This is a genomic window from Mesorhizobium ciceri WSM4083 (assembly GCF_000519305.1).
Classification (GTDB): Bacteria; Pseudomonadota; Alphaproteobacteria; order Rhizobiales; family Rhizobiaceae; genus Mesorhizobium; species Mesorhizobium ciceri_B.
The window spans coordinates 66,122-81,860 of record NZ_JAFG01000006.1 but is presented as its reverse complement, the minus strand read 5'-3'; the positions used below and the strand labels follow the sequence as shown (position 1 = coordinate 81,860).

General features: G+C 57.9%; 7 protein-coding genes. 6 read left to right on the top strand and 1 reads right to left on the bottom strand.

What is annotated here, in order from left to right; genetic code table 11:
* The first annotated feature begins 227 nt into the window (after positions 1–227).
* The 6 genes from MESCI2_RS0113735 to MESCI2_RS0113715 all read left to right on the top strand — a co-directional run bounded on the left by MESCI2_RS0113735 (position 228) and on the right by MESCI2_RS0113715 (position 15,218).
* A complete protein-coding gene (locus tag MESCI2_RS0113735; protein ID WP_027037097.1) occupies positions 228–1,382 on the top strand; it encodes a PIN domain-containing protein in 1,155 nt (384 codons plus the stop codon).
* A gap of 55 nt (positions 1,383–1,437) precedes the next feature.
* On the top strand, positions 1,438–2,724 hold the full coding sequence (locus tag MESCI2_RS1000000136810; protein ID WP_081738731.1) for an AlbA family DNA-binding domain-containing protein: 1,287 nt from the start codon (positions 1,438–1,440) through the stop codon (positions 2,722–2,724).
* Positions 2,725–2,972: 248 nt separating this feature from the next.
* On the top strand, positions 2,973–4,820 hold the full coding sequence (locus tag MESCI2_RS01000000134680; RefSeq protein ID WP_081738730.1) for a DNA cytosine methyltransferase: 1,848 nt from the start codon (positions 2,973–2,975) through the stop codon (positions 4,818–4,820).
* A 25-nt stretch (positions 4,821–4,845) separates the two neighbouring features.
* Entirely contained in the window at positions 4,846–7,287 is a 2,442-nt protein-coding gene (locus tag MESCI2_RS0113725; protein WP_027037096.1) for a hypothetical protein, read from the top strand.
* Entirely contained in the window at positions 7,287–9,356 is a 2,070-nt protein-coding gene (locus MESCI2_RS0113720) for a hypothetical protein (RefSeq protein WP_027037095.1), read from the top strand. Before MESCI2_RS0113725 ends, MESCI2_RS0113720 begins: the two co-directional genes overlap by 1 nt.
* A 3-nt stretch (positions 9,357–9,359) precedes the next feature.
* Positions 9,360–15,218, top strand: a complete 5,859-nt coding sequence (locus MESCI2_RS0113715; protein WP_027037094.1) for a DEAD/DEAH box helicase — start codon at positions 9,360–9,362, stop codon at positions 15,216–15,218.
* Here MESCI2_RS0113715 and MESCI2_RS1000000136805 read toward each other — a convergent pair.
* Positions 15,111–15,602 carry a very short patch repair endonuclease gene (locus MESCI2_RS1000000136805; protein WP_245270355.1) on the bottom strand — a complete coding sequence of 164 codons (492 nt, stop codon included), beginning with the start codon at positions 15,600–15,602 and terminating at the stop codon, positions 15,111–15,113. The two genes, MESCI2_RS0113715 and MESCI2_RS1000000136805, sit on opposite strands and share 108 nt — an antisense overlap.
* Between the last annotated feature and the right edge of the window lie 137 nt (positions 15,603–15,739).

Here is a 15,739-nt window from a genome sequence, read left to right as displayed (position 1 = left end):
TGGATGGGTGGCAGAGTGGTTGAAGGCTCAAGTTGCCAGAAACGAAATTTCCGGCCAATTCGCTGTGACAGAATAAGTACGTCAAAATATCACGAAAGTATCGTGTCTGAAGCGATGGCCGAATGTTTAAGGCAAAGGTCTTGAAAACTTCCGCCGAACGATCCGCCAGTGCTCTCTCAGAGGACGATCTCGACATCGCAGGGCTCGCCGTACCGACATAAATCATCATGCCCAAGTTCACTGAACAGCAAATTAAGGAGGGGATCGGCGACGGATCAATCTCGGCCATTTCGGTCGATACGGCAGTCTTTGATGCATACGGATGCCGCCTCGATCACGCAGTGCTCGCTCGACTCGATCAGTTCAAGAAGGGCGGCGTAAAGCTTCTGCTTTCAGAAATTGTCGCCCAAGAGATTACCGCCCACATCGCTAGAGACGCCGCCGAAACCCAGCGCACCCTTAAAACCGCCCTCAAGCATCACATCAGGCGCTGGAAGCTTGACGAGAACCTCGATCAATTGACAACCACTCTGAATCTCGACGTTGAAGCAATCGATGTCGCCCGCGAGCAGGTGGAGGTATATCTTGAGTCGATCGGCGCCCAGATTGTTCCGGCAAGCGGCAGGGGCGATCTCGCAGCCGAAGTGCTTCGTCGCTATTTCGAGATCCTCACGCCTTTCGAGGCCCGCGAGGGCAAGAAGCATGAGTTTCCAGATGCCTTCGCTTTGCTCAGCCTCGAACAGGTAGCCGCCGAACGGCATACCCTCATTGTCTGCGTCAGTCCGGACAAGAGTTGGGCCGTCTTCGCGGAACAGTCAGACCATCTGGTTGTCGTACCCAAGCTCGACGTCGCCCTCTCTTGGTTCAACGACCCTGGGCGCAACGTCGCCGAAAAGGTGGTCGCCATGTGGAAGGCGAACGCGGCCCCCGACCTCATCGCCGTAGTTGAAAGTGCATTCGAGTATTATCTCGACGGCCTCTTGTTCGACGTCGAAGGCCACGCCCCTCTCGAATATGAATACGAGCCCCTGAGCGCCGTCGTCCAATACATTGATGTCGACAAACTGGAACCGCCGGTCGTTATCGCGGAAGACGCCGATCAGGTGACCTTTACAGTTAAGGTCATCGCAAAGGTCGGTTTCGAGGCAGAATTCAATTTCTACGCGCACGACTCAATCGACGGCGATAACGTTGGGTTGGGATCACAATCGTCCTACCAGGAAGAAGACGTACCTTTCGAAATCACCATCTCCGTGGCGCGAGAAATGGTCGGCGATCAGTTCGACGTCCTCGACGTCAGCGTGACCTCACGCCGGATCGTCGTCGACTTTGGCTACGTCGATCCCTTTCCAGGTGAAGATCCGACCCATGAAAAGTACTGAGGCGTCGATGAGCGTTAGCACACCCCTTACCGCAATCACTGGATAGCCAACGGCCATGTCGATCCTCCGAACGCCAATTTCCAAAATCGCAATTGCAGATCTCGAAGAGTTATGTGTGGTTGGAGCTCGCGAAACAGCCGAACTTGAATTCAAAGGTGAACTGCCGTTCAGATCATCTAAGGAAGTCTCGGCAGACCGTTGGATTACGCATGGCGACCGAATAGGCGATTACGCACGAGACAAGCTGCTAGCAGAGCTCATAGCATTCGCAAATGCTGAGGGCGGGACACTCATTATCGGTCTGCATGAGACTGATGACGAACCGCGGCGCGCCGGACAGCTGAAGGCGTTGCCAAATTGCGAGGATCTCGCACGACGCCTGCTGGACGCCTGCGAAGACGTGATCGAGCCTCGGCTTCCGTTAATTGAGGGTCGAGCGATTCCAGTGCCCGACGGCGAAGGTCAAGGTTACATCGTCATACGTGTTAGTGGTTCTGGAAGTGGCCCACACCGGCTGGCTTCGGACGGCCATTTCTACATCCGCCGGGCCGAGCGAAGTGTCAAAATGGACGTGAGGGAAATACGCGATAGGTTCCTCGAACTCGCTCGAACAGGCGACGCGATAGAAGGAAAATTTAGATCACGAGTGGGTGCTCACCGTCGAAGGTTCGATGCTCTTGCTAGTAGCGATCGGACAGGTGAAACGCATTTTACTGGACTGACTGTAACCGCAATCCCATTGAATAGTTGGAACATCGGCGCCCTAACCGACAAAGAAAATCAAAAGCGGCTTTGGTGGACAGGCGGTCCATTCGCAATTCGACAGGGCGGCACAGAGGTGGCGTATCCCATCCACTTTCCGGCAGATCGATTTGCCTCAGGTTCAGAAATCGGACTTCGCTCGCTGCGCGGTCAGCCGGGTGACGTTGAGCGCCTGCTGACCTCGGATGGTGTGGTCGAATTTTCGGTGTTTGTGGCGGAGTCTCCCGGACGTGGAAAAACTTTTCAGGGTACAGGTTCGCTATTTTTGGATTGGGTTGTGGCCTTGATGGCAGGCACTATCGCTCAGGTGGATCATCTTCGCACTTCATTCGCCCGAGATGCTGCTGAGTTTGGACTGCAAATGATCATATCGTCAAACCTTGAACTCTCGCCACGTTGGGGGCGCGCAATGGGATGGAGCAGCGAGAAATTTGAGCAGCTTGTCCTTCCCAAGCAATTAATTGGGCCCCGAGATACCTTCGATGATGTCGTAAATTTACTGCTGCGCGACATCTTAAACCACTGCGGCATCGCAGCCGACAATCCAATTTCCGTCGATTGGCCAAATCTTCTAAAATAAGTTCACCTGCCGAAAGGATGGTTCGCTGGCGAGCGCATCTGTCACGTTCCCGGACAGCAGCAGCTCTCTTCGAACGAACCGCCGCTCGCCGCTGCTGATGGCGGCGCCTATCGATTGGGTCGTCGCCTGTAGGCTCGGCGGCCGAACCACTGCTTTCATGTATGATGCTCGCATGGAGTTACTTGGCCTAAGGAATAATACTATGAAAGCGCCTTGGCTCGGTTATTTATAGAAATCTCGGGGGAATCATGGGTCAAACAGCAATCGATCTCTATTCTGGGTGCGGCGGAATGTCGGCGGGAGCCGTGATTGCCATTCCCGATCTTGAGATCAAATGGGCACTCGACATAGACAAGAACGCCACCCAGACCTTCAAGAAGGCGCACCCCAAAGCACTCGTTGACTGCTGTGACGTATCACTCGTCTCCGCAGCAGACGTCATCGATCGCGCGGCACTGGAGAGGATTGACTGGTTTTTTGCTGGGCCGACTTGCCAAGCTGTCAGCACGATGGGCGTCTTCCACCTTGATGATCCCCGAAACGCTCTATTCGTCCACTTCATACGACTTCTGGACGGGTTTACCGCAGCAGGTCGCAGACCCAGACGCGTTGTAATGGAGAACGTTCCAGGCGTCGTGTATGGGCGCAACCTCGTAATCGTAAGGGAACTGTTTAAGCTCTTCGAAGACAGAGGCTATAACGTTTTTGCCGACGTTCTGAACATGGCGGACTATGGATTGCCACAGCTCAGGAATAGATTCATTCTGATTGCGTCTGCCGATCCCATTCCATCGACATTCCCTTCGCCCACCCATTCTGCTGAAGCTGAGCAAGGCCTTCCGGCATATATGACCGTGGGCGAGGCTATTGGCGATCTGAGCCGTGTAAGAACTGATGGCAACGTTACTGTGCGCCCCGACATGCCCGCACAGCAGGGAGAATTCAAGCAGTTTGTCCAAGATAGCAAGGGTATTGTCCGTAATCATTGGGCCAACACACTTGCGGACATCAATCGCAAGCGAATATCGAAAGTGCCTCAGGGTGGATCTTGGAAAGACATCCCACCAGAGCTTCTTCCCGATCGGTTCAGGCGCGTCCGTATGACGGACTATGCAACCCTTTATGGGCGGTTACACGAAGCTTCGCCTGCGTACACGATTTCTGCTGGATTTGGGAATGTAACATCGGGATGCTTCACTCACCCGCACCATGACCGAGCTCTGACCGTAAGGGAGGGAGCTCGCCTGCAAGGCTTTCAGGATTCCTTTGAGTTTGCTGGCCCGCGTGGTGCCCAGTACAGACAGGTAGGCAACGCCGTCCCTCCTTTTTTTATGGACAAGCTTATACGGCACTTGGCCGACGGAACCGAGGGTGTCGGAGCGAGGATCACCAGCCTTGCACTGGCCAGCGGCAGAAAACTGCCGAAGATGGTCAAACGGTTTATGAACAAAAAAAACGACTCTCTTCGCGCGAGAGACGGATACGGCGGCGGAACATATTGGCCTGCGGGCTGGGGGGAACCGATCGCAGCTGACGCAGTCACAGCAAACGGCTACCGGCTCTGTGTCATGCCGCTGCGGTACAGGCGCCGGGACGAGTGGCGGGTCAGTCGCGACACCTTCTTCGACCAAAACGTCGTAAAGGTTTACGAAGACCAACTCCGCGAGGGCGTGACGAATGCAATTATTGCAATCCCGTTGGTGCGGGAAGATAAGGTGGATGCTATCGACAGGGCGATAGTTCAGCTTCTTGCCATACTTTCGAACAGGAAAGATTCGTTGAAAGTCGATGTGCCAGTCCGGTATCTGCGCGCGCGCATAAAACTGATTCACGACAAGCTAAGCAAGCATCCGGTAGCCAATCTTCCTATCATGACGCAAGAGGAGGACGGTAATATTTGCTTTGGTGAAGGTTCTAGGATCGCATCGGTTGTAAGGCTGACCTTCGAAGAGTCCGACATGCTTGTGGGGTCGGACAATAGAGATCCACACTTGGTGTTGCATGTTTCGCCAGATTTGTTCGCTGAGAAAATGGACCTCGATAGCTCGCCTGATGGATCGGTTGCGCTCATAGCTGCCGTGCCCCGATCAGAGTAGGTAAAACGGGGAATTCTTCAGGGGGATGGTTGTCAGCGTGGAGGAGATATGTCTCGAGAGGTACTTCTTAGGGCCGGGTAGCCTTGGGCCGATCGGCAGCGTCTACGTGTCCGACGAAGACCTTCTCGAGATTTTCGGAGTGCTCGATGCCGCTGAAGCACAGTGTGCATTCGTCACGGCGCTTCCCCACATGCCCCTACTCAGAGCCTATCTGTCGGGCGATATCATGCCTATTCGAGGCAGGAAACCAGAATACGTGCGTATCCTGGTGTTCCTCTGCTGGATGCAGACGACAAGAACACGCCAGCGTGGGGATCGCGACTTTAGAGAAATGCTCGAGAAGCAGACGGGGGAAAAGTTCAGGGGCGCCAGCATGCGTGGCCTGAATCCCATGTGGGAGCATCTGAGAGAATATCTTGCAAAGCAGCATGAGATTCAACTGGATCTGCCCGGCATCAACCCTCACGCCCAAATCGGCCGGACGTTGCGCATCGCGTTTCCAACGTGGCGCGACCGGGCAGTGTTCAGGAAGCTCCGGCACGCCATCGACCCTGACCACCTACTTGACCCTCAGATAGTCTCGAACAGAGTCTCTACCTCCCGCCATCTCCTCACCGAGAAAATGCCGTCCTTTGAATACAACTTCGATCTGTTCGACCGGGCGCGCAAGCGGGGTGGTCGCGACTACACCGAAACGCCGTTCTGGCACGCGTGGTATGCCATCGTAGCCGAGCAGGCAGCTCTCGAAGATTTGGAGATCATGGAGGGAGAGTTCGGCGACTACGAGCTGTTCCGAGCTTCTCCCCTTGGGGAACGCCAGCAAGTCCGCGCGCCGGAGGAGGTCATCAAGTACGTCCCCAAGGCGATCTCGAAAGCGATTGGCAAGGGAGTGGTTCTTCTCGAGAACATGGGCTTCGGGAGGTATCGAGCAACGAACGCGTTCGAATCCAACGTCATGTTGATCCACACCTCGAAGCTGGCGGAGTGCGAAGAAGGCACGATCGATTCCTACGGTGCCATAAACCTGCGGTGGTCCATGGTGTCGTTTCGTAGCCAGGTGACGTCTGCACCCATCGCTGCTGAGACCGGGCCTCGCGTTTTCGGATGGCACGACGGCATCCGCGTAGGGAGCGCCCTACTAGGAAGATCTCCTTTCTCGCCACGTCTGACAACGCCTAACCAATCGATGACAACGGTCAAGGTGAACAGCACAGACATTGACATGATCCGTGACGACAGTGGTCTTGCCTTCCCACCAGGAGTCTATTTCGGAAGCGCAGTCGGATGCCTATGCAACGAGAATCGGGAGGTGCTTCTCGTCGCACGGGCCAATGAGGTGGCTGACACCAGACGACTTGCCTTCGATGAGGCGCGCGAGATCAGCGAGGACGAATTCAACCGCGAAACGGCTCCCTCTGCAAACTGCGCCATCGAATCTTGGTCTGGCGCCCGCATGCCAGTCTGCGACGAGATGGTGACGGTCGGAGAGGCGCTCTATGCCCGGACGGCGAGAGGGCTGTCGTTCGCAGAAGCGTTCGAGATGGTCAGAAAGGGCCTTTCCTTCTCCAGCAGCCATCCGCCGGAATGGGACGTTCTCCGTTCCTTTGCCGATGCCGGATGGTTCGACTTCACTCTCCTCCGGAGCTTCCCTGCGCGGCGGATATTGCAGCGCCCTTTGACGTGGGAGATGGTCACTGCCGATGCCGTGCGCATCAGCGGGCCAACCCCCCTCTCAGTGATCGACCGCATCACGGTGGCTGCGCAGGCGGAAGGTGCGACCCTGGAAGTTTGGGACGGGGTCTCCAAGTGGTCTCTGCCAAGATATCTGGTGCGGGCGAAAGACCCTTCGCGTCTTCGGGCTTTCGTCGAAAATGCCGGAATCGCGGCGGCGGCCGCTAGATCGCAGGCGGAGCGCCCGCACGGAGCTCCAGGGGGCGTCCATGGCTACCACGTCGCCGCACGTCTCAACGAGGAGCGTGGCTTCTTCGACGCCCAAGAGGGCGGGGACATGGTGGAAGGCCTTTATCGTCTTGAACGCACGGATACCCGAAACCCCTTCCTCTATCGGTCCGTGGTCGCCGGGCAGCCTGGACAGAACTTCGTGTCGCCCACACTCGCGATCCTGTCCCACCATGCCCGTAGGCGCAAGCATATCTTCGCCTACGACGGCTCGACTTTGGCCGGGATTCTCCCTCGGGTGTCACTCCCGTCAAGCTGGGCTAGGTGGGCTTCCGACTGCAGCATGTGCAACGCAGGCTCTGGTGTCGTGTACGGACAGTGGCGCTATCTCTACCCCATGGAGGAGCCGACCGTGTCGGCCTTGTCCAAGGTTGTGTCGATCGCACAGAGAGGCGTGGAAGTGGCACCCTGGGTGGGAAGATTCCTCGCATCCGCTTCAAATAGAAACCGGACGATTTTCGATTCCCGGTCGGGGAAAATACGGATCGCCGCCGGAGAAAGAAGTTAATGGCAGCAGCAGCTAAAACCGTGTTCCGCGTCCGTCAGGTTTCAGGACACGACATGGCTATGGTCATCGAGGTGAAGGACGGCGATACGGGGCTCGGAAGCGGACCTCCCAAAGAGATAAGGAACGGCCAGATTCATCTGGGCGGTTTGGACTCGTTCTGGCTGGTGACGGGTGTCAAGAAGGAACCGAAGTTCGTCGCCAGAAACCAGGAAGCACCCGTCGGGCTGTTCGCCACTACGACCTCACCTCTCGCAATGAGCATTAAAGGAAGTTCCCAGTTCGAGTTTTCCTCGCGACTTCAGGGGCTGCCAGGCACGGGGGCGCTGGATGCGGTCTCCGTCGCCACTGCCTCACGTTTGTCCGTCGGTTTCAGTCCGCACGACATGAGCCACGAGGAGATAGTGACACAACTGCGCCAGGGCAGGCTTTTCATCCCCACAAGGTGCAAGGTCGATGCGATCGAGGTGCGCATGAACGTCTGGATGACCTCAGGCTTCATCCGTCACCCCAACGAATTGTACGGACTTCTACCTCAGACGTCGATCCGCTCCGCACCGACAGTGGCCACTGATGCAAAGCCCAGCTGGGTGAGGCTGGGGGACGGTTTGGTTGTATTCAACCCGCAGCCGCGCTGGTCGCCCCCTGTCCATATGGACATGAGGTCGGACGATGAAATCCTGAAATCCGCCGAGGAATGGCTCTCACGCACGGCAGTTGCAGCATCCGGGGAAGCTGGAGCTTCCCAGGCGAACCTGTCGGAACTCATGAAGGCGCGCATATCGGGAACGGTTGGCGACCAGGAGAAGGAGGATCTCGCGGCAGCTCTCCGCCTAATCTCGACCCGGCCGTCTCTGCTTGATGCCATCCCCCAGATGATGGCCCGAGATCCCAAGTGGCAGGTCAGGATCCTTACTTTCGAGCAGACGGAGCAGGAACGACTCCGCGAAGAAATCAGGCAGCGGCTTGTCGCGGAGGCGGAAGAACAGGAAGTCCGTTTCGTCGAACTTCGCGCTCTGGTTATCGACGCCGAACAGCGCCTCGCCACTACAGCGCACCGCGAAATTCTCCTTCGCAACGCCAGCGAACAGCATGAAAAGGCTCTGCGTGAGAAGATCGAGGAGGCGGCACGTGGGATCGGGCGGAATGTATCTGAGAGCGCCCGACAGCTCCGCGAGGAGTTCGAACAGCTGCGGACCGAGATCAGGAAGGTTGAACAGATGATTTCGACTGTCACGCGTGAAGCCCCTTCACGCGAGGAGGTTTCCATCACTTCCGCAATATATGCTCCGCCCCCCGTCGCACCGATTGCTGGCGCCCAAGATATACTCAAGACAATTCAGGAACTCGCGAAGGCATCGGGTCTCACTCCGTCCGAGTTGATGGCCATCGTGCTCTATTCTACGGAGGAAGTTCCTGTTCTTGTCGGCGAGACCGCTGCGGCATCCGCTGCCGACATCGCATACGCCATCGGCGGCGACGACGCTGCCGTCGTCTTCTGCGATCCGACCCACGTATCTCTGCAGGACATCATGCGTGACGAGGCGGGCGGTATGGCCAAAGCCATCGAAAATGCCAGAAGCAGATCGGACATCCTGGTACCCGTCGCGCTTTGCGGCATTACGAGCGGCCCGTGCGAATACTGGCTGCCACAGCTCGCCGAGATGCGTCGGATTGGCAGGCTCCCGATGAATCTTGCCTTCGTTGCAAGTGCGGGCGTCGACGGCCTTCGGGTCTCTGTGCCCAACTCGGTGCTGCGATACCTCTTCCCGATCCAGGTATCGCAGGCCAAGAAGCCGGGCCGCGTCGTTCGGTTCGCAGGACACTGGGCGCTTCTGCAAGATGGAGGTAACGAACGCAAGGAGGAGGCGGTGGAACTACTGACCGCAGCTGACGTGGACGCCGCATTCCTCGTGCGCGGAACGAAAATGCTTTCGAGGGTTCCGGTTGGTCCCGAACTGAAATTGGCAGACGTGGCGGCCGTATTGCTCCGTCAGCAAATATGGACAAAGACCGCAGGCGACGCCTTCGACCACGAACTCACCCGTTTCTTCCAGAACCTTGGAGGCTAGAACATGTTCGATCCCATCGGTGGCTTCACAAGGATAATCGAACAGTTTCTGGCCTATCTGGACACGGCATATCGCATCGATGACCCCATAGTCTCGGAGAAGCGCCGAAAGCTTCTTTCAAGCCCAGGACAGCTCGCTCTCGATCCCATCTTCGAAACCGTCCCCCGGTATGAGACGTGGGGCATGGGCCTCGAGGCGCTGATCAAGGACGAGAAGCAGCTTCCGGGGTTCAGCATGAACGAACGGCGGGCTTTCGTCGAACTGGCCCTGTCCGGTCTTTTCGAGAGGGACAAAAAGGCTGCGACGCTCAAGGGTGCATACGAACCCTATCACCACCAGGTGGACATGCTCACGAAGGGCGTCACGGACGGCGCGCCGGGCATCGCCACATCGGGAACGGGCTCGGGCAAAACGGAATCCTTCATGCTTCCGATCCTCGCCCAGCTCGCCAAGGAGGCGACATCCTGGCCGGCACCAAGCCAGCCTGTCGATGACACATGGCTCGACAAGGGCGGAAGGTTCAATTTTCATCGCCGCAACGAGCATCCTGATCGTCCGAAGGCCGTCAGGGCACTGATCCTCTACCCCTTGAACGCCCTCGTTGAGGACCAGATGGTGCGCCTCCGCAAAGCGATAGACTCGCCTGAAGCGCAGGATGTCATGGAGCGGCACTTCAACGGCAACAGGCTGTTCTTCGGACGATACACCGGAAAGTCACCTGTCACGGGCTTCCTGAAGCATCCCCGCCGGGACGACCAGAAATACTGGAAGGATCGCACAGCCCGGTCCAAGAAGGAGCTCAAGGACGAGATGCGGCGATACCGCAGCATCCAGCAGCGGATCGCGGGCGATGGCAATAATCCCGACCTGAGGTATATCTTCCCGAGGACGGACGGCGGCGAACTGATCTCCCGCTGGGATATCCAGGAGACACCACCCGACATCCTCGTTACCAACCAGTCGATACTGAACGCCATGCTCGTGCGCGAAGTGGACGCTCCAATCCTGGCGCAAACTCGGGAATGGCTGCTGAACAACTCCGACGCACGCTTCTATTTAGTTTTGGACGAGCTTCATCTGATCCGCGGCTCGTCGGGAGCCGAGATGGCCGGACTGATCCGGATCCTCCTCGAGCGCCTTGGCCTGACACATCCGGAGCATGCACACAAGCTCCGCATCCTTTCGTCGTCGGCATCGCTACCGATGGACGAGAAGAATGCGCAGGCGAGCATCGATTACCTTAAGAACATGTTCGGCACGGCAGGGACAGCAGGTGCCATCGACCTCGATACCGTCTGGAAGGACAGCGTCGTCACGGGGCGACCGATCAGCATTCCCCGTCCGGAGCGCACCCCCACCCGGGAGAGCCTGGTCGAACTCACTGCGGCGCTTGAAAATCTCGACCACAGGCACGATCCTGGAGCATTAAAGGGAAAGCTCCTTGCCGCCGCCCGCACCATTCCCGGATCGGCATCACTCTCGGACGCATCCGCGCTTCTTGAGGCGACCAACACCGCCGCCGCCATGCTCGAATATGCCATGCAGGATCTGGACGCTCAGGGCAGAAGGATACCTCGTGCAGTGGGAGAGATCGGAACCATATTATTCGATGTCGAAGATCGCGCCGCCGTTCGCGGCCTGCTCGCGCTCAGGGCAATCCCAGACCTTCCGCAGTCGATCATTCCTGATGAAATGAAGCCAGAGAGGAGAGCGGTAGCGCATCTCCCCGGCTTCAGGATGCACTGCTTCGTCCGGAACATTGAAGGCATGTTCACCTCGGTGGGACTTGGTGAGGACGGCGAACTCATATGGGGTGACCCCAGTATCGAACGGGGGCAAGACTACGATCACGTGGGAGAGGGAAGACGGCGTCTGTTCGAAATGCTCTATTGCGAAGCGTGCGGCGATCTGGCGGTAGGAGGAAAGCGCGGCGATACCCAGAACGGCGGCCGACGCGTGTCCCTCCTGCCATCACCGCAGGAACTTGAGAAGCTGCCGGAGACCGCCTCATCACTTCGGTTCGAAGATGCCAGCTACAACGAGTTCGCTCTTTTCTGGCCGGGCCGCACCAAGCCGGAAGCCGAAATCAGGAGCGGATCGCCATACAAATGGGACAAGGGCTGCCTCAACCCACAGACGGGGATAGTACAGGAGACCCAGACCCCCGGCGACGTGCCGGGTTTCCTCCTGCGCTGGTCGGGTGAAGACAAGATGCAGAACCGGAAGGCCGACGATCCCGGAACGGCGGTGCCGTTCTGCTGTCCGAAATGCGGAACCGACTATTCTGGCCGCTACCGCCAGTCTAACTCCAAGATGCGCGAAGGCCGCAAGTCGCCTATCCGGAGCTTCAGGACGGGTTTTGGGAAGACCTCCCAGCTCCTAGCGACCGAACTGGTGGCTTCGCTGAAGTCGCAAGGCGGCGACGGAAAGCTGGTGGCCTTCTCCGACAGTCGCGAGGACGCAGCCAATCTGGCGCTAGAGGTGGAAGTCCAGCATCAGCGTGATCTCCGCCGCGAGATTCTAGTGTCCGCTGCGACCATGATCGCGAAGGACTACGTGTATACACATGAGCATGAAGAGGAATACCAGCGGCTGAAGCGTGAGATAGCCCGGCTCCTCGATGAAGAGAAGGATACGGTGGAGATCAGCGAGCGGATGAAAGCGCTCAAGAAGCGGAAGACAGCCAGCGACCATCCACCCAGCGTGCCCCTGAAGGAGCTGTTCGAATTCGAGCGAGACAATGTGGGCAATGATGCCCGGCCGATACTATCGGAGCTCATGAAGCTCGGTTCGACACCAGTCGAAGGTGCCGACACCGCACTCTCAAGGGTTGATGGCCGTGAGTGGTACAAATATTTCGAACGGAAAGGCGACGGGCGCATCGCATGGAAGTCGGAATTGCCCGAGGAGGAACTGAACCGTCTGCGCAAAGCGAGGCAGAAGGTCCAAGGCGAGCAGCCGCCAGACGCCACGGACCTTCTCTTCAGCAAGACCTACTTCGCGTTGGAGGAGACAGGCCTCGGCTGGCCGAGCTTCTATGGGCCGGAAGAGTATACTTCAGAGAAATCCCGTGACGACGCCATGCTTCGCATATTCGCCGATGCCTACCGCATCTTGCCTAACCAGTTCCAGGCGGAAGCGAAAAAAGACTGGAGAAGCGCCCACGACATGCTCGGGGCTGGCGACAACCGTCTGAAGCGCCTTATGACCAAGATACTTCAGCATCCGGAAGCTGAATGCGACGCCTTCCTTGAGAAGCTCAGGACCATGCTGAAGCAGCAGAGGGGCGACGGAACGATCGACATCAGCATGCTGTACTTCCGGACCGCGAAGCCTTCCGACAAGGCATGGCGTTGCAAGCAGTGCGGGCGGGTCCATCTCCATGAGGGCTTCGGTAGATGCACCCGCTGCGGCGATACGCTGACGCGGGACGAGGACCATACGGCAGGGCGGATCGCCGAAGGCAACTTCCTTGGACGAAGGGTCATACGTGCCGTCGTCAACAATGAGCCGCTGTTCCGCTTGAAATGCGAGGAGCTTACTGGCCAGACCCGCGATCCGGCCGAGCGCCTCCAGCAGTTCAAGCAGGTGTTCGTCAAGAATGATTTCGAGAGCGACACGGATTTCGAATGGAGGAAGCTGTTCGACACGGCCGATCTCCTCTCCGTCACGACGACGATGGAAGTGGGCGTCGACATTGGCTCGCTTCAGGCCGTTTACCAAGGCAACATGCCGCCGCAAAGGTTCAACTACCAGCAGCGCGTCGGTCGTGCCGGCCGCCGTGGACAGGCCTTCTCCACCGTTTTGACCGTCTGCCGAAGTAAGAGCCACGACATCCACTACTTCCACAATCCGGTGGAGATCACCGGATCCGCTCCGCCTCCGCCCTTCATTACCACAGGCCTTGTGGACATTCCGTCTCGGCTGCTCAGGAAGTTCTGGCTCGTGGACGCGTTTCGCCTCATGCGGGAGGAGAGTGGCATGGACTGGGCCGGTGACAACCTCGTGCCCGGGGACATTCATGGCGAGTTCATCTACTGCAACGAGTATTTCGACGCCCAAAAGGGCTGGAGGGACAGGCTGCAGGACGCTCTGACCCGCACAGACCGCCACCGTCACCAGATGGCGGTCATCCTTGCGGAGGTATCGAGATGCGGACTTCAGAACATCACCGAGGAGATCGGGGTCGACAGCATCCTCGCCGAGGTCGATGACCTAGAGGATGAGTTCGGTCTACAGCCGATCGGCCTTGCGGCGGCGCTTGCGGAACGTGGTCTGATCCCGCTCTACGGCATGCCCACCCGGTCGCGGAACCTCTACGTGGACCTCGTCAAAGAAAAGGGGACGTCCGAAGCGGACTGGGACACCATCGACCGTGACCAAGACATGGCGATTTTCGACTTCGCCCCAGGCAGTGTCAGGACGCGTGAAAAGCTACGGCACAGGTGCATCGGATTCACCGGGATGCTGCGGGAACCGAAGGAGTTCGGCACGGACTTCGGTGTGCCGATGCAGCCGCTCAGCCATTGGCTCAAGCATGACTTCCATCTGCGCTTCTGCGAGGAATGCGGAGCGTGGAACCGTGGATCTGCCCAGGCGATGCCATGCAAGTTCTGCGGAACGGAGATGCCGGAGGATACCGGGATACACTGCATCACACCCACGGCCTATCGGAGCGAACTTCGTCCGACCGACGAGAACCTTCAGTCGAAGATGGGCCAGCGCATCACTCTCGCAAGCCTCGGGAAGCCCACCCAGCAGAAGACCGACGAGAACATCACCGTCAACTTCGCGGAACGCTCCGAAATCTTCCTGGTTAACCCCGGCGTCAACGATGACACGGACTTCGCAGGCTTCGAGGTGGAAGCTGCGACTGACCTCGCGGCTTCCCGCAACATCTGGTGGTTCAAGGCCAAGCCTCGCCTGAAACTCGCAGGGCAGGCTATCAGCTCGGAAGTGATAGCGGAGGATCAGGGCAGCCGATATCGACAGGGCGACGCGAAGGTCATCGCCTGCCTCGCGTCTCCGAAGGTCACGAACTCCCTTCAGATCGGCCCTATACGACTGAACGGCAATCTCCGCTTGCTGGACATGGACGTCGGTCTGGCGATGAGGAATCGGCGTGATCCGTCAAGGACGAGCGTGCGGGCCGCTGCGATTTCCGCAACGGAAATTCTCGTGCAACGAGCCGCATTCGATCTCGATATCGCACCCGAAGAGTTCGATGCACTGGCACCAAACATCATGACTTCTCCGGGAAGGCCGTCTCTTCCTTATCTTCAGATATCAGATGCGCTTCCGAACGGTTCCGGCTTCTGCCGCCATCTCCTCGGGGATAGCACGATCCCTGTGTCGGATCTGCTGGCAAGCGTTCTTGATGATGCTGCGCAATGGCCTCGTAACACCGTATCAGACGAGCATCACATGAGCGTATGCGGCAGTTCCTGCTATAAATGCCTCCAACGCTACAACAATAGGAACATTCACGGCCTGCTTGATTGGAGGCTGGGATTGTCCTACCTCCGCGCATTCGTTGATCCAACCTACGAGTGCGGCTTCGATGGAAAGAACGAGGACTTCGAGATCAGCGATTGGTCGTTGAACGCCCATCGACTTGCAAAAGAAACTAGAACCTTCATACCCGGCAACCGGATATCATCCATCGACGGCAGGCCGGATATCCCCACGTTCTCTCTGGATGACCGGCATAGCCGATGGGGTGCGGTAGTTCATCCGCTTTGGGATCAGAAACGGCTATTCGCGGAGTTGGGCCTCGACAGTACGTTCGTTGCAGTCGACAGCTTCGAACTTTCCAGACGGCCCTTGCACGTCCTCCAGAGGGCGCGACACGCCGCCCGATGAAGCGCCGGCATCCCTGACCTGCCTGACTGCCGAGAGAATTGCCTTGGCGATGTTCTCCGCTGCCTCGTGCTCCCAGTAGCGGAGCACTATCCAGCCAATGTCAATCAGATGCGCCGTCGCCCGCAAATCTCGTGCATGGTTGCGTTCGATCTTCTCAAGCCAGAAATCCGTGTTCTTCTTCACGACAGGACGGTGCTGGTCGCACCCATGCCAGAAGCACCCATCCAGAAAGACGGCAATCTTCAGGCTGGGAAAGGCGATGTCACAGCTTGTCCGCCTCAGGCCGGGCAGTGGGAAATGGATCCGGTAACGAATCCCTTGAGCGTGTAACAGTGACCTCACCGATCTCTCGAACGGATTGTCCTTTCGAGCCGTGTGCTGCATGCGCCGACGCACGGCCGCCGTAGCTTCGCTAAAGTCAGCCACTGACCTTACTGACTTCGCCCGGCTGAATATTCGCGCTGGTACTTTTGTCGCGGACATCACCGCGGCCTTTCTACGCTGTTGATGAACTGGTCGAG

What these genes read in the sequence shown, in the direction of transcription:
- MESCI2_RS0113735 (WP_027037097.1), top strand. Translation starts at nt 228, where the DNA reads ATGCCCAAGTTCACTGAACAGCAAATTAAGGAGGGGATCGGCGACGGA.
- MESCI2_RS1000000136810 (WP_081738731.1), top strand. Translation starts at nt 1,438, where the DNA reads ATGTCGATCCTCCGAACGCCAATTTCCAAAATCGCAATTGCAGATCTC.
- MESCI2_RS01000000134680 (WP_081738730.1), top strand. Translation starts at nt 2,973, where the DNA reads ATGGGTCAAACAGCAATCGATCTCTATTCTGGGTGCGGCGGAATGTCG.
- MESCI2_RS0113725 (WP_027037096.1), top strand. Translation starts at nt 4,846, where the DNA reads ATGGTTGTCAGCGTGGAGGAGATATGTCTCGAGAGGTACTTCTTAGGG.
- MESCI2_RS0113720 (WP_027037095.1), top strand. Translation starts at nt 7,287, where the DNA reads ATGGCAGCAGCAGCTAAAACCGTGTTCCGCGTCCGTCAGGTTTCAGGA.
- MESCI2_RS0113715 (WP_027037094.1), top strand. Translation starts at nt 9,360, where the DNA reads ATGTTCGATCCCATCGGTGGCTTCACAAGGATAATCGAACAGTTTCTG.
- MESCI2_RS1000000136805 (WP_245270355.1), bottom strand. Translation starts at nt 15,602, where the DNA reads ATGCAGCACACGGCTCGAAAGGACAATCCGTTCGAGAGATCGGTGAGG.